The sequence below is a fragment of the Enterococcus avium genome (genome assembly GCF_002891025.1).
GTDB lineage: Bacteria > Bacillota > Bacilli > Lactobacillales > Enterococcaceae > Enterococcus_A > Enterococcus_A avium.
Map to the genome: position 1 here is coordinate 1,530,893 of NZ_NBSL01000002.1, position 19,546 is coordinate 1,550,438.

The 19,546-nt window shown below is 38.8% G+C and carries 18 protein-coding genes, 1 pseudogene and 1 other annotated feature; of the genes and pseudogenes, 6 read left to right on the plus strand and 13 right to left on the minus strand.

From position 1 onward, the window contains the following. Positions 1 to 69: 69 nt before the first annotated feature. Together AUF14_RS07825 and AUF14_RS07830 are read left to right on the plus strand one after the other, a co-directional pair. Complete coding sequence (locus AUF14_RS07825) at positions 70 to 879, plus strand: lipoate--protein ligase family protein (protein WP_049219250.1); 810 nt, start codon at positions 70 to 72, stop codon at positions 877 to 879. Further along, positions 869 to 2,218: an HD domain-containing protein gene (locus AUF14_RS07830; RefSeq protein WP_049219252.1), complete on the plus strand. Its 1,350-nt coding sequence runs from the start codon at positions 869 to 871 to the stop codon at positions 2,216 to 2,218. The genes AUF14_RS07825 and AUF14_RS07830 overlap by 11 nt, the downstream gene beginning before the upstream one ends. Positions 2,219 to 2,232: 14 nt before the next feature. Here the strand turns inward: AUF14_RS07830 and AUF14_RS07835 are convergent, their stop codons facing one another. Beyond that, a complete protein-coding gene (locus AUF14_RS07835) occupies positions 2,233 to 2,685 on the minus strand; it encodes an NUDIX hydrolase (protein ID WP_016182023.1) in 453 nt (150 codons plus the stop codon). 137 nt (positions 2,686 to 2,822) lie between these two features. Between AUF14_RS07835 and gloA the strand changes: the two genes are divergently transcribed. Then, positions 2,823 to 3,191, plus strand: a complete 369-nt coding sequence (gene gloA / locus AUF14_RS07840) for a lactoylglutathione lyase (protein ID WP_049219254.1) — start codon at positions 2,823 to 2,825, stop codon at positions 3,189 to 3,191. 42 nt (positions 3,192 to 3,233) lie between these two features. Here the strand turns inward: gloA and AUF14_RS07845 are convergent, their stop codons facing one another. The 10 genes from AUF14_RS07845 to AUF14_RS07890 are packed head-to-tail and all read right to left on the minus strand — an operon-like array spanning position 3,234 to position 13,134. Further along, a complete protein-coding gene (locus tag AUF14_RS07845; RefSeq protein WP_049219255.1) occupies positions 3,234 to 4,592 on the minus strand; it encodes a TrkH family potassium uptake protein in 1,359 nt (452 codons plus the stop codon). 33 nt (positions 4,593 to 4,625) lie between these two features. Next, positions 4,626 to 5,258: a V-type ATP synthase subunit D gene (locus AUF14_RS07850; protein ID WP_016182020.1), complete on the minus strand. Its 633-nt coding sequence runs from the start codon at positions 5,256 to 5,258 to the stop codon at positions 4,626 to 4,628. 4 nt (positions 5,259 to 5,262) lie between these two features. Beyond that, a complete protein-coding gene (locus tag AUF14_RS07855; RefSeq protein ID WP_049219258.1) occupies positions 5,263 to 6,639 on the minus strand; it encodes a V-type ATP synthase subunit B in 1,377 nt (458 codons plus the stop codon). Further along, positions 6,632 to 8,413, minus strand: coding sequence for a V-type ATP synthase subunit A (locus AUF14_RS07860; RefSeq protein WP_049219260.1), 1,782 nt, complete (start codon positions 8,411 to 8,413; stop codon positions 6,632 to 6,634). The genes AUF14_RS07855 and AUF14_RS07860 overlap by 8 nt, the downstream gene beginning before the upstream one ends. 13 nt (positions 8,414 to 8,426) lie before the next feature. Then, positions 8,427 to 8,738 carry a V-type ATP synthase subunit F gene (locus AUF14_RS07865; protein WP_049219262.1) on the minus strand — a complete coding sequence of 104 codons (312 nt, stop codon included), beginning with the start codon at positions 8,736 to 8,738 and terminating at the stop codon, positions 8,427 to 8,429. Then, the gene (locus AUF14_RS07870; RefSeq protein WP_049219263.1) at positions 8,728 to 9,723 is read right to left on the minus strand and encodes a V-type ATPase subunit; all 996 of its coding nucleotides are present in this window, start codon (positions 9,721 to 9,723) and stop codon (positions 8,728 to 8,730) included. The genes AUF14_RS07865 and AUF14_RS07870 overlap by 11 nt, the downstream gene beginning before the upstream one ends. 24 nt (positions 9,724 to 9,747) lie before the next feature. Continuing rightward, positions 9,748 to 10,362: a hypothetical protein gene (locus tag AUF14_RS07875; protein WP_049219265.1), complete on the minus strand. Its 615-nt coding sequence runs from the start codon at positions 10,360 to 10,362 to the stop codon at positions 9,748 to 9,750. 11 nt (positions 10,363 to 10,373) lie between these two features. Then, complete coding sequence (locus AUF14_RS07880) at positions 10,374 to 10,844, minus strand: V-type ATP synthase subunit K (protein ID WP_010744503.1); 471 nt, start codon at positions 10,842 to 10,844, stop codon at positions 10,374 to 10,376. 18 nt (positions 10,845 to 10,862) lie between these two features. Next, a complete protein-coding gene (locus AUF14_RS07885; protein ID WP_049219267.1) occupies positions 10,863 to 12,824 on the minus strand; it encodes a V-type ATP synthase subunit I in 1,962 nt (653 codons plus the stop codon). Next, positions 12,811 to 13,134: a hypothetical protein gene (locus tag AUF14_RS07890; RefSeq protein ID WP_016182013.1), complete on the minus strand. Its 324-nt coding sequence runs from the start codon at positions 13,132 to 13,134 to the stop codon at positions 12,811 to 12,813. Before AUF14_RS07890 ends, AUF14_RS07885 begins: the two co-directional genes overlap by 14 nt. 49 nt (positions 13,135 to 13,183) lie before the next feature. Further along, positions 13,184 to 13,231 (minus strand) — a sequence feature (sodium ion sensor (DUF1646 type); this cis-regulatory element may regulate processes involved in with the transportation of sodium ions). A 226-nt stretch (positions 13,232 to 13,457) separates the two neighbouring features. Between AUF14_RS07890 and AUF14_RS07895 the strand changes: the two genes are divergently transcribed. Then, on the plus strand, positions 13,458 to 14,183 hold the full coding sequence (locus tag AUF14_RS07895; protein WP_049219269.1) for a gamma-glutamyl-gamma-aminobutyrate hydrolase family protein: 726 nt from the start codon (positions 13,458 to 13,460) through the stop codon (positions 14,181 to 14,183). A gap of 15 nt (positions 14,184 to 14,198) precedes the next feature. Here the strand turns inward: AUF14_RS07895 and AUF14_RS07900 are convergent. Then, positions 14,199 to 15,640 (minus strand): annotated as a pseudogene (locus AUF14_RS07900) (IS1182 family transposase). A 308-nt stretch (positions 15,641 to 15,948) separates the two neighbouring features. On the opposite strand from AUF14_RS07900, the gene AUF14_RS07905 reads away from it, so the two are divergent. Together AUF14_RS07905 and AUF14_RS07910 are read left to right on the plus strand one after the other, a co-directional pair. Next, entirely contained in the window at positions 15,949 to 16,626 is a 678-nt protein-coding gene (locus tag AUF14_RS07905; RefSeq protein ID WP_049219289.1) for an ABC transporter ATP-binding protein, read from the plus strand. Between the two features lies 1 nt (position 16,627). After that, a complete protein-coding gene (locus AUF14_RS07910; RefSeq protein WP_016182010.1) occupies positions 16,628 to 17,899 on the plus strand; it encodes an ABC transporter permease in 1,272 nt (423 codons plus the stop codon). A 57-nt stretch (positions 17,900 to 17,956) separates the two neighbouring features. Here AUF14_RS07910 and AUF14_RS07915 read toward each other — a convergent pair whose 3' ends face one another. Beyond that, the gene (locus AUF14_RS07915) at positions 17,957 to 19,405 is read right to left on the minus strand and encodes an alanine/glycine:cation symporter family protein (RefSeq protein WP_016182007.1); all 1,449 of its coding nucleotides are present in this window, start codon (positions 19,403 to 19,405) and stop codon (positions 17,957 to 17,959) included. Positions 19,406 to 19,546 lie beyond the last annotated feature (141 nt).

Genomic DNA, 19,546 nt, shown 5'->3' on the forward strand with positions numbered 1-19,546 from the left:
ACATAATTACTTACTTTCTGTATTTTTGTTTATAATAAGAAAGAATACAAGGAACGAGAGGAAGATTAGATGAAAGAAGCGTTGCTTTTTGACCAAGGAATGCTCCCGCATACAGATTTATTCAATCCCTTTGCTTTGACTGATGTACTAACAGAATTCAGCGGTGAGCAAGAGCAGCCGATCATTCACTTTTGGCAGTTGCCAAAAACATTAATCTTAGGAATGAAGGACAGCAGGGTCCCTTATTTTAATGAAGCACTTAAAGTAGTTCAAGAAGAAGGCTATCATTTGCTTTTACGTAATGCAGGCGGTTTGGGTGTTATTAGCGACACAGGTATTTTGAATGTCTCTTTAATTCTTCCTAAGAATTCAATCTCTGCCTTATCAATTGATGACGGTTACCAGGCAATGGTAGACTGGTTAGAGCAAACTCGCTTTGGCAAATTGGGAATAGAAATTGGCGAAGTCGCCGATTCTTATTGTCCAGGTAAATACGATCTTTCCATTAAAGGAAAAAAAATTGCGGGGATCGCCCAGAGACGAGTTAAAGAAGGCGTTGCAATCATGATGTATCTTAGCGTAAATGGCGATCAAAATCTTCGGGGAAAAATCGTTCGCTCTTATTATCAAAGCGGATTGAGAGATCAATTTGGTGTGGATTATCCACCCGTTAATCCTGATAGTATGACAACACTAGATGATACTGCATTTTATGAAGTATCCGTAAATTCTGTCAAAAAGGAGTTGCTACAAGTGATGCCTCATCATGATCAAACAGACTCTCTGCCAAATTTTTACCAATTGGAAGAATATCAACGCCGCGTTCAAAATATGCAGCAACGGAACACACTCATTCAGGAGGTACTTAATGACTTATAAATATCAAATGCTGCCGCTGGAAAAAGTTTTTCGCGATCCAGTCCATAACTATATTCATGTTCAGCATCAAGTAATTTTAGATTTGATCAATTCAAAGGAAGTTCAACGTTTGCGCAGGATCAAACAGCTTGGAACTACCTCTTACACTTTTCATGGTGCGGAGCATAGCCGTTTTTCACATTCGTTAGGTGTTTACGATATCACTCGCCGAATCTGCGACATTTTTCAGCGAAACTATTCTCAAGAAAAGTACGGTAAAGATGGATGGGATGATTCCCATCGCTTAGTTGCTTTATGTGCAGCGTTACTGCACGATGTTGGACACGGGCCTTATTCCCACACGTTTGAACATATTTTCCACACCGATCATGAAGCATTGACTGTAGCGATCATTACATCACCAGAAACGGAAGTCTTTCAGATTTTAAATAATGTCGAAGAAGGTTTTCCAGAAAAAGTTGCCAGTGTAATCACCAAAACTTATGACAATCCGCAAGTTGTACAAATGATCTCTAGTCAGATTGATGCCGATCGAATGGATTATTTATTGCGAGACGCCTATTATACTGGGACAGAATATGGAACGTTTGATTTAACCAGAATCTTGCGTGTCATTCGTCCTTACGAAGGCGGGATTGCGTTTTCTATGAATGGCATGCATGCTGTGGAAGATTATATCGTCAGCCGCTATCAAATGTACGTTCAAGTGTATTTTCATTCTGTGTCTCGTGGAATGGAGGTCTTACTGGAACATTTATTGGATCGCGCCCATGAATTGTATCAAGAAGATGCAGAAATTTTTTCACTCCATTCGCAATTCTTGATTCCATTTTTGAAAGAGGATTTTTCATTGGAGGATTATTTAAAATTAGATGATGGCGTTCTGAATACTTATTTTGCTCAATGGATGGACGAGCAGGATTTAATTCTAAGTGACCTAGCCTATCGCTTTTTAAATCGCAAGCCATTAAAATCAATAACAGTGGATTCCAGTGATAACCCCTTGCTAGTCGAAATGAAAGATTTGGTTGAAAAAGCTGGGTTTAATCCCCGCTATTATACAGCGATCAATTCCAGCTATGATCTGCCTTACGATCTTTATCATCCAGAAAAGGGCAGTCACCGCACACAAATCGAACTAATGCAGAAAGACGGCTCATTGATTGAGTTGTCAAAGGCAAGTCAATTAGTCTCTGCATTAACTGGACAGGGCCAGGGTGATGTTCGTTTCTATTATCCAAAAGAAATGACTCAACTAGATAGTAAAAACTCAGATCTTTTTGATGACTATTACCGAGCGTTCACAAAACATATTCATAACGGAGCGTTAGTTAACTAAAAAAAACTTTCTGATCAATCAAGATCAGAAAGTTTTTTCTTTAGCCACTCTTCAACAGCCCATTTGTGACTACCGCGTTTCAATAATGCGATTGCCTTTGCTGGCTGCTCCCAGCTGCTATTGTTTCCCTCTTCTAACGGTTCGGAAACTTTTTCCCAGCTTTTAGTAGAATAAAAATAGCCTGGATTATAAAAGAAGGTTTCGCGATGTCGCGAGTAAAAATATTCATCCGCTTGTCCTAAATATTCCGATAAAACGACCTCAAAGCCTAATTCTTCGAGCATCTCGCGCTCAATCGTCTCTTCCTTCGTTTCATGACCTTCGATTTCCCCACCAGGTAAAAAGTAAGCACCATTAGGAGCTTGAACAAGCGCAATTTCTTTTTCCTCATTCATTAAAATTGCATAAGCTGCATAACGGGCTTGATATTTTTTTTCGGCTTCCTTTTCGCCAAACACTGGGATCATTGGTGTCCTCCTAAGTAATGTATTTACTAGCTAGTTTACATTAAAAAAAACTCATAAACAACCACTGAGCATAAATGCTGAGAAATGGATGTTTTATGTTATCATGAACTTAATAATAATTAGGAGGTTACTTACTTATGAAAATGGCACACACTTGTGTTCGAGTAAAAGACTTAGAGGCATCTGTCAAATTTTATCAAGAAGCATTCGGATTTGAAGAATCTCGTCGTCGTGATTTTCCAGATTCAAAATTTACACTTGTTTACTTAACTTTACCTGGGGACGAGTATGAATTGGAATTAACCTATAACTACGACCGTGCAGCATATGACTTAGGTGATGGTTATGGGCATATTGCCATTAGTTCCGATGATTTAGAAAAGCTTCATGAAGAGCATAAAAATAAAGGTTTCAACGTGACGGATTTGAAAGGTCTTCCAGGAACGGATCCTTCGTATTATTTCATTACCGATCCAGATGGCTATAAAATTGAAGTTATTCGTTAAAAAGCAAAAGAGCTAGATTCAATTGAATGAATCTAGCTCTTTTTATCCAATCATGACACTTTCTTCTGGCAGTTTGTAATTTCCTTGTTCTTTCTTTGTTAAGCGTATGGTTAGTGAGAAGCCAACTGTCAGAATCCCCACTCTACCGATGTACATCAAACCAATGATCAAGATTTTTCCCATAAGACTCAAACTAGGTGTCAGTCCCATCGTTAATCCAACTGTCCCAAAAGCAGAGAAGGTTTCAAACAAAAGATACTCGATTCCGCGAAAACGTGGTAAAACCTCCGTTACTGACATCAGCATCGTTACTGCGATACACAAGGTCAACGTAATAAAGAACAACGTCAGCGCACGAGACACGACCGACGGACGAATCGTTCGTCTAAAAGCCTCTGCGTGCATCCTTCCCTTCAGCATGGAAATTGTTTGAACCAATAAAACACCAAATGTCGTTGTTTTCAATCCACCCGCCGTTGATCCAGGTGTCCCGCCAATAAACATCAAAACTATCGTAAAAAGGATTCCCGCTTGACTGACGCTGCCGTAATCAACTGAAAAGTACCCCGCTGTTCGAGCAGTTACCGACATGAAAAGCATATTTGCAAAACGATTTATCGGTGACGAATTTCCTACTAAATAACGTCCACCAGATTCCGAAATACAAAACACAAGCGTCCCAATAATCAGTAAGCTGAGCGAAACAGTTAACGCAAGTTTGCTATGCAGGCTAAGCTTTCGAGTCTTACGAAAATTCATCAAATCCTGCCAAACGATAAACCCTAAGCCACCACCGACAATCAATCCAGAAATCACAAACAACACATACGCATTATCTTGAAATCCTACCAAACTATCGCCGAATAAATCAAAGCCAGCGTTACAAAAGGCCGAAATGGAATGAAAGAACGAATACCAAAGCCCTTTTCCGAATCCATAAGTTGGGACAAAGTCGATAGCTAACAAAAGCATACCTAATAATTGAAATCCCATCGCAAAACGAAAAATATACAGCATCAATCTCATTACACCGGATAAACTATCTAAATTTAACGATTCCTGTAAAATGATCCGCGTCATCAAACCGACTTTTCTTTTCATGATCGCCATAAAAATGAAGGGCATCATCATAAAGCCTAACCCGCCGATTTCAATCATGCTTAAAATGATCAACTGCCCACCCATATTCCAGTGTTCACTTGTTGTCAATGTGGTTAACCCCGTTACACAAGTTGCAGATGTTGCTGTAAATAATGCATCAATAAACGGTGTTCTCTGTCCTGATTTCGTAAATATTGGCAGGGTTAATAACACACTTCCAAACAAAATAATTGCAGCAAAGCCTAAAGCAATAAATTGAATAGGATAGATTTTAAAAGGCCAGTGTTTTTCTTTAACCATAGCTTCCTACCTTCAAAAAAAGGAGCTACTTTCTCAAGTAGCACCCATATTTTTAACTTTGATCATGCGAGTCACTTCTGCACGTTCATTTTCTTCCAATTTCATTTTGATAAAATAAATCGTTTCTTCTAACTGAGGGATCGTCATATATTCTAAAGCATTGACACGACGACGTGTTTTCTCGATCTCCTTTGCCATAAGTTGACAAGTTTTTTCGATTTCAGTCAATTCTAGTAGTTTAGGTAAAACTTTCGTGAATTTTTTAATACTTTGATCCAGCTCATCGTTAGAATTCAAAAAACCATATTCAAGCGGTCCATCAGCAAGATCCTTTTCATGTTGGAAGTTCATGATCGGGACTTTTACGCTCATCACATCTTTTTCAATCACATCAAGCGTTACACGCTCTTTAGGCACAGCCAACAGTTCTTCAATGTACTTATCATTCAATAACGCATCGGCTACTGAGAAATTTTTCATTGCTTGCTGCAGTTCTTCTTCGACTTCAGCACGCATGACGTTATTCTTTTTGACCAGTAAAATGAAACGTCTCATCAGCTCATCTTGCTTGTCCTTCAAAAGCTTATGACCGCGACTTGCAGTCGTCAGTTGCTTTTTTAATCGTGTAAGCTCCATCCGTGTTGGATTAACATTTAATTTTACCATAGGATCATTCTCCTTTTGTTAAATATTCGTCCAACATATCGTCCTTGATTCGTTTCAGCTCTGTTCTTGGCAGCATTGCCAATAGTTCCCAGCCAAGATCCAATGTTTCATCAATCGAACGATTCTCGTAAAAGCCTTGATTCACATATTCTTCTTCGAAACGCTCAGCGAATTTTGCATAGATTTTATCAACATCTGACAAAGCAGAATCTCCCAATACGACAGCTAGTTCCTTCGCTTGTTTCCCTTGGGCATAAGCTGCAAACAATTGGTTCATCGTTGGCGCATGATCCTTCCGCGTCTTTCCTTCACCAGTTCCCTTATCTTTCAAACGTGACAAAGACGGTAATACATCAATCGGCGGCTGGATACCATTTTTATCCAATTCTCGAGACAAAATAATTTGTCCTTCCGTAATATATCCCGTTAAATCGGGAATTGGATGTGTTTTATCATCTTCAGGCATTGTTAAAATCGGAATTTGAGTGACCGAACCTTTCAATCCGCGAATTCGACCTGCGCGTTCATATAATGTCGCCAAGTTCGTATAAAGATACCCCGGATAGCCACGACGTCCAGGAACCTCACGACGAGCCGCTGAAATTTCTCGAAGGGCCTCACAGTAATTGGTCATATCTGTCATGATAACCAACACGTGCATTCCTTTTTCATAGGCCAAATACTCAGCCGCTGTCAAAGCCATTCGAGGCGTCGCAATCCGCTCTATAGCTGGATCGTTGGCCAAATTCATGAACACAACTGAACGATCGATCGCACCTGTCTGACGGAAATCCTCCATAAAGAACTCAGCTTCTTCAAAGGTGATCCCAATCCCAGCAAAAACTACAGCGAAGTCATCTTCCTTGTTCAACACAGTCGCTTGACGGGCAATTTGTGCCGCCAGCTCTTTATGCGGCAAACCAAAACCAGAGAACACTGGTAATTTTTGCCCACGAACTAACGTATTCAAATGATCAATCGCTGAAATCCCAGTTTGAATAAACTCATCGGGATAATCTCGCGAAACAGGATTGATTACTTCCCCGTTGATATCAACATTCTTTTCCGCTAGTATTTCTGGTCCGCCATCTTTTGGACGACCCAAACCATCAAAGACACGGCCAACCATATCCTCAGAGACACCTAACTCCAACGGATGTCCTAAAAAACGAGCCGTTGATTCTTTTAGGTTGATACCGCTCGTCCCTTCAAAAATCTGGACTAAGGCTTTGTCTTCATGGATTTCTAAAACTTGTCCACGACGCAACTCACCATTACTTAAACGGATTTCCAGTAGCTCTTCATACTTTATCCCTTCAACTTTGTCAATTGCCATCAAAGGTCCGACCACTTCATTGATGGTTTTATACTCCTTAATCATTGGTCATTCCTCCTTCAGCAACGATCGCTTGAATTTCCGATACAATATCCAAGTTGATTTGATCTAATTTTTCTAGTTCTGACTCAGAGATGTATTTGCTTCGTGCAATTCTATCACGTAAAGTGACCGTGCCATCCATGATTTCTTTCAAATAGGTTCCTAATTCTAATGCACGTTGCCCTTCTTTATTGAGTGTCAGAATGTTTCGAATCATTTTGAATTGCTTTTCTCTGGATGTAAAAGTATCCACATCATCAAAGGCATTTTGCTGCAGATAATCTTCTCTTAAAGATTTCGCAACTTCTAGTGTCAGACGGTCTTTTTCCGACAATGAATCAATTCCGACTAAACGTACGATTTCATTTAGTTCAGATTCCTTTTGTAGCATCCGCATTCCTTCAGCTACCATCTCAGACCAATTTGCTTGTAAATCATTATCTAAATACTTTCCAACTTCAGAAGAGTATAGGGAATAGCTTTCCATCCAATCAATTGATGGAAAATGGCGTTGCTGTGCTAATGTTGCACTTAATCCCCAAAATACTTTTACCACACGTAATGTATTTTGAGTTACTGGTTCAGAAGTATCACCACCAGAAGGTGATACCGCACTAATTGCTGTAATCGAACCTTCACGTCCGTCACTTCCTAGAGCAATCACACGTCCAGCACGCTCATAGTATTCTGCTAAACGACTGCCTAGATAGGCAGGATAACCTTCATCCCCAGGCATCTCTTCCAAACGTCCGCTCATTTCCCGCAAAGATTCCGCCCAACGCGATGTAGAGTCTGCCATGATAGCAATATTGTATCCCATATCACGGAAATATTCTGCAATAGTGATCCCTGTATAAATAGAAGCTTCTCGCGCAGCTACCGGCATGTTGGAAGTATTTGCGATTAGAATGGTTCGCTCCATCAAAGATTCCCCTGTTGTCGGATCGATCAATTCAGGGAATTCATTCAATACATCGGTCATTTCATTTCCGCGTTCACCGCAACCAACGTAAACGACAATGTCCACATCTGCCCATTTAGCGATCTGATGCTGAACGACTGTTTTACCAGCCCCAAATGGTCCTGGCACTGCGGCAGCACCACCTTTTACAACTGGGAAGAACGTGTCGATTACTCGCTGGCCTGTAATCATTGGAGCTTCCGGATTAAGCTTTTCAGATACAGGACGTCCACGACGTACTGGCCATTTTTGCAACATCGAAAATTCTTCTAAGCCGTTTTGTGTTTCAACCACATAAACGGTCTCATCAATCGTGAATTCTCCGGATGTAATTTTCTTCAAGGTCCCTTTAACACCATTTGGTACCATAATTTTATGCGTAATGATTTTCGTTTCGCTTACTGTTCCGACGATATCCCCGGCTGACACAGTGATTCCTTCTTCAACAGTTGCGTCAAACCACCATTTCTTCGTATGATCTAATGCTGGAATTTGAACCCCGCGACTAAGAAAATTGCTGTCAGTCTGTTCCTTGAATGTATCTAATGGGCGTTGAATACCATCAAACATTTGAGAAACAATTCCCGGACCCAATTCTACCGAAAGTGCTTCTCCTGTTGTCTTAACTGGTTCTCCTGGTCCAATGCCTGCAGTTTCTTCATATACTTGAATAGATGCCACATCGCCGCGCATCTCAATGATTTCGCCGATAACCCCAAGGTCACCTACGTAACAAATATCTTGAATAGCCGCTTGCTCCATATTTTCTGCCAACACTAGTGGGCCAGAAACTTTAATTATTCTACCTTCTTGCAAGTCATTAGCTCCTTTATAAAATATTCTGTCCGACTGCTCGTTCAACTTGTCCTTGGATCATGGACTTGCCGATGCCTAACGTTCCCTCGTGATTAGGAATCAAAACGATTGCTGGAATCATTTTTTCTTCATAACGTTTAATTGTTTCAGGAACAAGCTGAGCAAATTCCTCAGTGATGTAAATAATGCCATAGTCATTTTTAGCCATTTCATCAATTTGCTGTCGAATGAGTTGTTTATCTTTCGTTGTTCGAGTATCGAAATCAAAAAGTTTGAATGGTAAGACAGAGTCTTTGTCACCGATTGCACCGATTTTATGTGCCATATGTCTCACGCATCCTCTCTCTTATTTGTTCATCTGTTAATCCGACCTCTTTGCCAGTAATAATCAAGCGAAGATTTTTAGCCTCGATGGCTTTTGCGTTTAGCAGTGCTAGTACAGGCAAAGGTCCAAAGGCTTGAGTTTGTGCCGTTTCGTAAAAGCCAGTTAAATAGTCATCACAAAGCCGCTCTAACTGAGTTAGATTGATCGTATTTTCTTGAATGATTGGTTCGATTATTTCACCATAAGAGGTTGCTCGTAGAAAAAGTGTTAATCGCTCTAAATCACCCTCAACACAATCAAGCAACTCGTCTTTTGGAATACTTCCATGGCTCGATAATGCTGTTGACATGAAATTGCGATTTCTTTTTTGTTTAATTCCTCGTGCTACCATAAGTATATTAGTAAAATCAATGAAACTAATAACCTCTTTTGTTAGTTCTGGCTCATCAATCATATCTGCTATTTTTCTTTGGCAATACAAATATTTGCGATCAAGAATAATATCAATTCCCTGTAAACTATTCGATTCTTCAAAATGCTCTCGGACTTCTTGTAAGCTTTCAAGTAAAAAATCTGGTAGCCCGCTAGCTTGTCCAGTTCGAATTGCTGTCTTGATTTGGTCTAAAGAATAAAAACCATCATAAATATAAAGATCATCAAAATTTTGATTTAATAACTCGCCCTTGATTAATGCCTTTAGATTATGGAAGGTAAAGCGCATCGTATAAATCCATACTACTTTTGTGTCAGGGACGATTTTTATTAACTCCGATAATAATTCCTCCTGAGCTTTCCCTAGGGCTTCTTCAAAACTTTCAGAGAAATTATCAGTTAAATATTCGCCATAAATCGTTCCTCTAAAAAGAGTCTCAACTTCTTCCATATTTTCTGCTTTTAACATTCGCCCCATAAATTCAGGCGTTAACAGTTCCAATTCCTTCAAACGAACCAGCGGATTCAATTCATGATACGTAGATTGTTTCATTCAGTGCCTCCTAATTCGTAGTCTCTAATTATGAAAATCTAAGTTTACGTCCTTTTCTTCAAACAGTGTTTGAGCGAATTGAAAACTCTCTCGTTGCTGTATTTCTCTTACTAAACTCTGATAAAGAAAGTTATATTGCACGCCGTCTTTGTCTAAAATAAAACCGGCCTCAGCTGCAACAGGATTCTCGCCCATGACTAATTGATAAGCCAGCATATTATTTTGTTCGGCAAGCCATTCATTTGTAAAAACAGTCTGAGATTTTTCTCCCGGAACAAAAACCAAATTCCCCTGTAATTGCATTTTCTTTAATGCATTGTGAGCAAACTCCTGCTGTTCCTTCGTTGACCAATTTTCCATTTGTCCCACAGCCTCAGCAAACACTCGCTCTAAAATTGCTTGTTTTTGATTTAAAATCATTTGTTTTTGTGCAACCTGACGTCTATTTTTAGCCTGCTTATAATTATTTTCGAGATTTTGTAAATTTTTCTCTAGACGTTTAAGATGATCTGCTTTCATTTCTGTTAATTCTGCTTGAAAATCCTGATCAATCCGCGCGGTCTCTTTTTCTTTCAGCTGACGCTGCTCCAAGTCAGCTTGCTGGTTCAGCTGCTCGACTATCTTTTCGATTGCTTCCATCAAAAAACTCCTTACACTTGTCCAACTAACAAGAATGAGATAACGAATCCTAAGATTGCATACGTTTCAACCATGGCAGCATAAATGATCCCTTTTGTTGAGTGTTCTGGTTTTTTCGCTAAGATTTGAATACCTGCGGCAGCAACCTTCCCTTGAGCAATCCCTGAAAATAGTCCAGTAAATGCTATTGGTAATGACGCACCTAAGTAACCTAACCCTTGAACAACAGATAAATCACCAGACAAATTAGTGAAAATCAAGAACGCGATAACGAAGCCATATAAACCTTGTGTACCAGGTAGCAACTGTAAGATTAACGCCTGTCCAAACTTTTCTGGCTGACTAGTCGTCAACGCTGCAGCCGCTTCACCAGTCATACCCACCCCTTTGGATGACCCGATACCTGAGAAAATTGTTGCTGTAGCCATTCCTAAAATCGCAAAAATAATACCACCGCTGTTATTAATCAAATACTCCATCATTGTTTAAAATTCCTCCAATTATTTTTCTTGTTCAATATTTACATATTTTTCTTCTGTTTTTAGTGGACTAAACGCACGTCCGCCACCTTCGTAAAATTTCCCAAAAAATTCTACATATTGTAATCGAGCACCATGAACATATGCTGACAATAAAGATAAAAAGATATTTAATCCATGTAAAGCCAACATCAATAAGATACCTACGCTAAAGCGCGCTATTGGAGGCATATAGCCCACCAACATGTTAAATGCTGCAGCAATACTTCCGCCAGAGATACCCAAAGCCATCAATCGTGTATAACTAACCAAATCACCAATATAACTTGTAATTCCATATAAGTTATATGCTCCTTTGGCTAATCCTTTCAATTTAGACTTTGATTGTAGCATCGGAGTAACAATTATCAGCAGGGCACTTAAAACTGCAAGCCCAACGCCGATAAAGAAGAGCCCTTGACTATCCATCAGCATTTTTCCTAAACCACCAACGATTGCTCCGACCATAATCCCCTGCCAGGCAAAACCATCTGAAACTGCACCTAGATAATTTTTGGCTTTGATATTCTCTTTGGCAGCTAACCCTAACCCAATAAAAATCTGTATCACACCAAAAACAATGGATAGAATCAGAATACTAATAACATCATCACTAGTAGAAAGTATTGGCGTATAGTCTAACGAAAAGCCAAAGAACGAGTTATAAATCAAGCCCCATAAAATAGTAGGAACAGCCAAAATTTGGAAAAAGCGCATAAAACGCTCCATTCCGCGTGGTAAAATTGTTCGCAAAGCAACAGTTGTTGCCACTAACATCAGAGCACCATATCCTGCATCGGCTACCATCATGCCAAAGAAGACAAAATAAAACGGCATAAACCACGGTGTCGGGTCAACTTCATGATATTTTGGCAAACTGTACATTTCAGTTAACATCTCAAAAGGCTTAACTAACTTATGATTCTTTAATTTAGTTGGAATTTCTTCATTGATCTCTGTATCCGTCGGTTCTTCAATTTCGATATACAGATTTCCAGCTCCGATTAGATCCTCTACAAAAGTTTCAAAGCTTTTGAAACTGTCTGTTTCAATCCATCCTTGGAGTAAAAATACTTTATCATCCTTGATAAATCGATCATGAATTAACCAGCGGTTTTTTCGTGCCAACAGTACTTCTTCTGAAGTTTCCAGATTTTCAATAACGATTTTCTTCTGCCCAATCAGTCGAGCCAGCTTTTTCTGTTCTTCTACTAATTTCATCATTTCCCGCTGAATGCTGGCCAATTCTGCTTTAGGAAGCTGTGTTCGATTGTACGTAAAGGCAACTATGCTGAATTGACGAACAAGTTCTTGTACCTCTTCTTGTTCTGCACGTAAAAATAATAGAACGAAGTTGACAATATGATCGTCACTATAAATGATTTCATAATGAATTTGTTTGTCCTTCAACTCTTGCTTGAAGGATTCCCAAATACTTGCATCAGCAGTTCCTAGAAAACACTTTGATGAGCGTAATGCATATTCTTTTGGCAAAAAATCTAAGGCTTGCCATTTTTGTAAAAGACTTTCTTGTTCGCTCAAATCACGTTGTCTAGAACTAGCATCCAAAAAATGCCGTTCTAATTCTTGAATACTTTCCAATTCTGAAAGTAAAGCAGCTTCATCGAAATTCTCTTCTAAAGTCTTTAAAGTGGCAACCTGACGTTTAAGATGAAGGCCTTTTTCCCGACTACTTCCGTTATGCTCGACAAATCTAATAGCATGTGTGATTTGTTCTAACTGGTAATCAATTTTTGCAAGAGTATCCTGACTAGGCAAAGGATCTATTTCATTAAAATATTCCTCGACCCATTCATTACTGACTGTTTGCTGAAAGAGGTCTCGAATTTCCACTCCTTGGAAACCCTGAATCGCAGATAAAATTCGCTCACTATATTCTTGTTGAGCAATCAATGTCAGCTTACTCATTTTACTGACTGCCATATTCCGAGATCACCCTTTCAATTATTTTTTGAATCGTCTGTTCTTTCTTTGAACTGTAGTTTTCTTCCATCTGCTTAATAGCGTCTTCAGCACTTCTGGACAATTCTTGTTCTTCAGCCGCTAAGTCTTGAGCTAACGCTTGCTCTCTTTCCGACAAAGCATTTGAAAAATCTGCTCTCAGCTCTTCCCGCTTTTCTTGTAGCAGTTGTTTTTTACTCGCCTCATAAGCTGTCAATTCAGCCAGTAATTGTTCTTTTTTTCTTTCATTTAGTTCTTCAGCAGATTTTATTTTTTCTAAAGCTTCTAACACACAAACCCTCCTTTACATACAAAAAAAGAACGCAAAACTCTCAAGGTTGTTCTTCTCACCCCTTGAAGAACACGATCCTTGAAGCTTACGCCCAACCTTTTTGTATTTATTCAATGACTACAGTATATCAAAAAAAGGTGTTCCCGTAACTATTTTTCAAAAAAAAGACAAAATTTTTCTAAAGCCTTTGAGCAACATATAGCATTATTTTCATATTTGTAGCAGTTTTTTTATTACTGCAAAATTGAAGAAAAAATTAAGATCGAATTACTTGCTTTTTAAGTTTTGGCTATGGTATCAAAAGATAAAAGGAGTGATAAATTATGAAGAAGAAAATTATAGGCGTCGCAGCGAATCAACATTATCAAAATAATCAAGATTTTTTTGATCAACAATTTACTTATAGTCCCCAAGGCTTTATTAACGGTGTACATCAAGCAGGTGGTGTTCCCATTTTACTACCTATCAGTGATCCTGAGCTTGCTAGTGATTATATTGCAACAATTGATAAGCTATTATTGGCTGGCGGACAGGATGTCACTCCTTTTTTATATGGGGAAGAACCACATCCAAAGTTAGGCCCTACAAGCATTGATCGCGACTCATTCGAGATGGCTTTAATCAAAGAGGCGATCAAACAGAATAAACCAATTTTTACTGTTTGTCGCGGAACACAACTTTTAAATGTCACATTGGGCGGGACATTGTATCAGGACTTGTCTCAATATGCTGATTGGAAAGTAAAGCACGATATGTTCCCTACTGTTCCCGATTTTGGACTGCATTCTATTACTGTCAAAGGAGATTCGGCATTGGCTCCCTTATTTGGTGAACGTGCACAGGTCAATTCATACCATCATCAAGCTATTAAAGAGCTAGCTGAAAGTCTTGTTCCAATTGCTTGGTCAACCGACGGTATCATCGAAGCTGTCGAAAGTCGTGAACGAAACACAAAAATAATTGGTGTTCAATGGCATCCAGAACTAACTCGTCAAAATAACCCTCAAGAGCAAGCGTTGTTTGATTTCTTTGTTCAAGATTTTGAGTAAATCAATGATTTACTCTCAGACTGTAGACAAAAGACGTCTCGAACTCGTAATTTGAGTTTGAGACGTCTTTTTATCTGATTTCTTTCGAAATTTTGAACAAAAAAATAAAGGCTCCTTGCCTTTCCATAGCCAGGTGGCTAATTTCTTTAAATTCATTGCAGCAAACACTAGCATCGTATGCGTCGCGACTTTTTCCAAGCCTCGATACTTGGTCCAACGCATCCCATGCTTTTCTTTTGCATCTGCAAATATTCGTTCAATCGTTTGTTTCCGTTTTTTGTAAATTGATTTATTCAGATCCGTTAGGCGAAGATGTTCCACTTCATCCATCAGATCTCCCCAAACATGTCTCGTGATGACTCGTTGATGATTTTTACTTTTGGTACATTGGTTTAGCAGAGGACAGATCACACATTCTTTTGGATTGGATTTGTATTCTCGGTACCCTTCTCGAGTAACCGTTGAAAAAGCGAGCATTTGATCTTGCGGACAAATGTAACAATCATAATACTCGTCATAGAGAAACTCGTTTTTTGATAATAACCCCTTTTTCCCTTTGGGCCTTGAATAAGGCAAACAAGGTCGAAGGTTCAAATGAGTCAAAAAGTGAACAAACTTAGGTGTCTTATACCCAGCATCAGCGACAACACAGTTGATTTCAGGAAAAAGTCTCTTCGATTGTTTGACGAGCTGAAAGGCGACTTGACTGTCATGAATATTTCCAGGAGTGATGATTGTGCTAAGAATAAATCCGTTGTCGTCGCATGAAGTATGGGCAGAATAAGCAAATTGTTTTTCTCGTTCTCCTTTGACGTAGTAGCCGCTTTCCGGATCAGCCTTACTTATTTTTCTTTCAGCTTCACTTCCTTTTCTAAGTCCAAAGTAAAAGGGCGTTTTCCGGCCTCTATTCGTTGACGATTGATCTCATCTTCTAATTCATCCTGATAGGCTTTCGCTTCATCATGGGTCATTTCTTTCGTAAACTTATGTTTATTGGCGTTAGCTTTGATGTGGGTAGAATCAAGATACAAATGATCCTCTGTTACAAAACCTGCTTTAACTGCTTGTTCTAAAATATAGGCAAAAATATCCTCAAACACCGTCGTTTCTCTAAATCGGCGGACATAATTCTTTCCAAAAGTTGAGAAATGGGGGATTTTCTCCTCGAAGGAATAGCCTAAAAACCAGCGGTAAGCGACATTGGTATCGACTTCCTTAATGGTTTGTCGCATGGAACGGATACCGAATAAATACTGAATAAACACCAATTTGATCAGAATCACTGGATCGATACTTGGGCGACCTAAATCGGAGTAAGTGGCTTCGACGATTGGATAAATAAATTCAAAATCAAGCGCGGCATCAATCTCTCGAACGAGATGATCTTGAGGAACTAGATCATCAATCGTAAGCATCGCAAATTGATTTCTACCATTCGTATTGTTTTTAGACATCATAACTATCACTCCTTGCATTCGTTTTCATAAATCTATTATAAAAGAAAAGACTGTAGACATCATCCATAAAATGGACTTTGTCTACAGTCTGTGAGTAAATCAATGATTTACTCTTTTTTTTATGTTCTTAACTATAAACAGTGTAAAAACATATCTAGAAATACTTCTATCAGTATTTAAACTGACAAAATTGCTCATTTTAATTATTTTTTTAGTGATAATTGCCAAAATACTACTTTAGTACCATTTTATTATTTTCGACTTATGGGAGAATCAATCCATAGCTTTTAGCTAAAAGGAGGAAAATAATGAATGCAATTGAAGTAACTGATGTGAAAAAAGTTTATGGTTCTGGCCAAGCGGCTTTTGAAGCATTAAAAGGGGTTAATTTCGCAATAAAAAAAGGAGAATCTGTCGCAATTATTGGTAAAAGTGGATCAGGAAAATCAACTTTAATGCATATTTTAGCGTTACTGGATCGACCAAGTTCAGGTAAAATTTCTTTACTGAATCAAGATACACGCCAAATAAAAAATAGTTCGCTAAATAAAATGCGAAATGAAACATTTGGTTTTGTCTTCCAACAATTTTTTATAAATCCTAAGGACACGGTTTTATCGAATGTTTTATTACCATTAAAAATTGCCGGAATACCGAGTCGAAAAAGAAAACAGATGGCAATAGACGCTTTAGAAGCTGTCGAATTGAGTGATAAAGCGAACAATAAAGCGAATGATTTATCAGGTGGTCAAAAACAGCGTGTATGTATTGCTCGTGCGATCGTTAATCAACCAGAAATCATTTTTGCCGACGAACCAACTGGAAATCTAGATACAGCCACTGGTGAAAAAATCGAGAAATTGCTTTTTGATTTAAATCAACAAAAAGGCATCACCTTAATTATCGTAACCCATGACCCAGAATTAGCAGAACGATGCGATCGCCAAATTCACATTAAAGACGGTCAATTATTGGAGGGTGCCTAACATGAAACTATTTGACATTATCAAATCTGCAAGCTCAAACCTATGGCGCAACAAGGGGCGAACGGTTTTAACGGTGATCGCTATTTTCATCGGTGCCTTTACAATTTCTTTAACAACTGGTGTCAATAATGGTGTCAATGATTATATTGATCGACAAATCAGTGGCGTAGGCGGCGAAGATCAGCTGATGGTCTTTCCAGAATCTCAAATGGGGTCTACTGACAATGAACCGCAAAAGTACGATCCTGATAAGGCTTCTGGAGCAGATGCCGATTATTTGACGACAAAGGATTTAGATAAAATCAAGGCAACAAAAGGAATTAAAAAAGTCGAACCTTTTCATTTTCTGTCAACCGACTACATTCAACGAAATGATGGAGAAAAATATCTTTTATCTGCTGTAAGTGTCAGTGATATTTCAATTGATTTAGAAGCCGGACGTGAAGTAAACAGTACTGGTGATAAGTATGAAATTAATATAGCTCCAGAATATATGAAATCTTTAGGCTTCAAAACAGCCAAAGACGCACTCAATCAGAATTTAAAAATTGCGGTCAGCAGTCAAGCTACCGGGGAACAAGAAGTTCTTAATGCAACTATTGTAGGCGTTCGAAATGTTAGTTTGATTCAACAAGGCCAATCGATTATGAGTAAAGCCTTATCAGACAAAATTGTTAGTGTGAATGAAAAAGGACTGCCAGAAAATATGAAAAATAAGTATGGGACCCTTTTTGCTACTATGGATAAAAACTTATCGAAGAAACAAATCGAACAGCTGAAGAAACGTTTGAACAAAAAAGGCTTTGCTGCTATGACCGTTGAAGATGAAATTGGGATGATTCGTCAAGTTATCAACGCAATCACGGGTGTACTCACTCTATTTGGTGCAATTGCCTTATTAGCTGCAAGTTTTGGAATTATCAATACACTATACATGTCTGTTCAAGATCGTACACGAGAAATTGGTTTGATGAAGGCTATGGGAATGGGGCGCTTCAAAGTCTTTTTAACCTTCAGTATAGAAGCTTTATTGATTGGCTTCTGGGGAGGCGTTACAGGAATCGCTGGTGCTGTTGTAGCAGGGCATTTTTTAAATGATTTTGCTACAACCTCATTTTTAGACGGACTCACAGGTTTAACCTTGTTACAGTTTTCTTGGCCGTCCATGTTGATCATCCTGTTAATTATTATGCTGATTGCATTTTTAGCTGGAACTTTCCCTGCCAATCGAGCAGCTCGGTTAGATCCAATCAATGCCTTACGTTACGAATAACAAAAAAGCTGTGGCAAAATCATTGTTTTGCCACAGCTTTTTTGTATTTTTTTGAATTTAGTCATCATCAAGTGAAGCATCCGTTAACGACACAGATGAAAATTCCTTTACTTCACCTGCAGATAATCGACTAAAATAAGATTTGGTTTCTTTGAATACAACTGGACTCAGCAGAATCAAAGCGACAATGTTTGGAAAGGCCATTAATCCATTAAAAATATCAGCGATCGTCCACACTGCCGAAACAGTTAAATACGGTCCGATGAAAACAGCAAAGATATAAACCCAACGGAATATCGCTGAAAACTTGGTATTTCCACCCGTTAAGTAACTTAGACAACGCTCTGAATAGTAATTCCATCCTAAAATAGTTGTGAAAGCAAAGAATGCTAAACAGATCATCAATAAAAGCGATGCCACCGTTTGGGTAAGTGGCAATGCCTCCGCAAACGCATAAATCGTTACAGCAGAACCATCTAATCCTGTTTTCCATGCTCCAGTTAGAATAATCGCCATCCCGGTCATATTACAGACAACAATCGTATCAATAAAGGTCCCGGTCATTGAAACCAATCCTTGACGCACCGGCTCTTTCGACTGTGCAGCTGCTGCCGCAATGGGGGCACTTCCTAGACCTGACTCATTTGAAAAGATTCCTCGAGCAATTCCTTTTTGCATTGCAATCATCATCGCTCCTAACGCTCCGCCTGATACAGCGCGTAAGCCAAAGGCACTTTGGAAAATTTCGACAATGACACCAGGTAATTTCGTAATGTTTAAAATAACCATAAAAAGACAAAGTCCAACATAGATTACGATCATCAATGGAACGATAATTTCAGATACACGGGCAATTCTTTGAACGCCTCCGACTAAAACAATGGCGACTAAAACTGTTACCACGATACCCGTAATAATAACCGCCCAAGAGTATTCATTGCCAAAAAGTGTAAGCGTATTTAATTTTTCCGGATCAAAGAAGGTTTCCGCAGCAGAAGTAATACCGTTAATCTGAGCAATCGTACCAATTCCGATCACACCAGCAATTGCTCCAAAAAAGGCGAACATCTTAGCTAACCATTTCCACTTAGGTCCTAATCCGTTTTCAATATAATAAAACGGTCCGCCTAATGCTTTTCCATGATCATCAAACGTGCGATACTTTACCGCTAATAAACCTTCTGCGTATTTCGTGGCCATTCCTAACAATCCTGCGAGTTCTAACCAAAATAAGGCCCCTGGACCTCCAGCGACAATTGCAGTAGCGACGCCGACAATATTTCCTGTACCGATCGTTGCTGATAGTGCCGTACATAATGCCTGAAAACTAGTAACATCCCCTTGACCGCCCTCTTCATTTTTCACCATATACTTCAGCGCCAAAGGTAAACGACGGATTTGGATCATCCGGCAACCAATGGTTAAAATAATGCCGATTCCTAAAATGAGAATGATCATCGGAGCTCCCCAAATCAAAGAATTAATTTTTACTAAAAATTCTTCCATCAAAACCCTCCTTTTTCTTGCTATTTTATCATAAATATTTTCACGAAATACTATTCTGACAAAAATAATTCTATTTTTTTGTTTAAAAAACAAAACAACGAAGTGCTTCACATTTTAAAATTCTAATAAAAAAACATGAAC

Coding starts and splice junctions, on each gene's coding strand:
- AUF14_RS07825 (WP_049219250.1), top strand. CDS start 70: ATGAAAGAAGCGTTGCTTTTTGACCAAGGAATGCTCCCGCATACAGAT.
- AUF14_RS07830 (WP_049219252.1), top strand. CDS start 869: ATGACTTATAAATATCAAATGCTGCCGCTGGAAAAAGTTTTTCGCGAT.
- AUF14_RS07835 (WP_016182023.1), bottom strand. CDS start 2,685: ATGATCCCAGTGTTTGGCGAAAAGGAAGCCGAAAAAAAATATCAAGCC.
- gloA (WP_049219254.1), top strand. CDS start 2,823: ATGAAAATGGCACACACTTGTGTTCGAGTAAAAGACTTAGAGGCATCT.
- AUF14_RS07845 (WP_049219255.1), bottom strand. CDS start 4,592: ATGGTTAAAGAAAAACACTGGCCTTTTAAAATCTATCCTATTCAATTT.
- AUF14_RS07850 (WP_016182020.1), bottom strand. CDS start 5,258: ATGGTAAAATTAAATGTTAATCCAACACGGATGGAGCTTACACGATTA.
- AUF14_RS07855 (WP_049219258.1), bottom strand. CDS start 6,639: ATGATTAAGGAGTATAAAACCATCAATGAAGTGGTCGGACCTTTGATG.
- AUF14_RS07865 (WP_049219262.1), bottom strand. CDS start 8,738: ATGGCACATAAAATCGGTGCAATCGGTGACAAAGACTCTGTCTTACCA.
- AUF14_RS07870 (WP_049219263.1), bottom strand. CDS start 9,723: ATGAAACAATCTACGTATCATGAATTGAATCCGCTGGTTCGTTTGAAG.
- AUF14_RS07875 (WP_049219265.1), bottom strand. CDS start 10,362: ATGGAAGCAATCGAAAAGATAGTCGAGCAGCTGAACCAGCAAGCTGAC.
- AUF14_RS07880 (WP_010744503.1), bottom strand. CDS start 10,844: ATGATGGAGTATTTGATTAATAACAGCGGTGGTATTATTTTTGCGATT.
- AUF14_RS07885 (WP_049219267.1), bottom strand. CDS start 12,824: ATGGCAGTCAGTAAAATGAGTAAGCTGACATTGATTGCTCAACAAGAA.
- AUF14_RS07895 (WP_049219269.1), top strand. CDS start 13,458: ATGAAGAAGAAAATTATAGGCGTCGCAGCGAATCAACATTATCAAAAT.
- AUF14_RS07905 (WP_049219289.1), top strand. CDS start 15,949: ATGAATGCAATTGAAGTAACTGATGTGAAAAAAGTTTATGGTTCTGGC.
- AUF14_RS07910 (WP_016182010.1), top strand. CDS start 16,628: ATGAAACTATTTGACATTATCAAATCTGCAAGCTCAAACCTATGGCGC.
- AUF14_RS07915 (WP_016182007.1), bottom strand. CDS start 19,405: ATGGAAGAATTTTTAGTAAAAATTAATTCTTTGATTTGGGGAGCTCCG.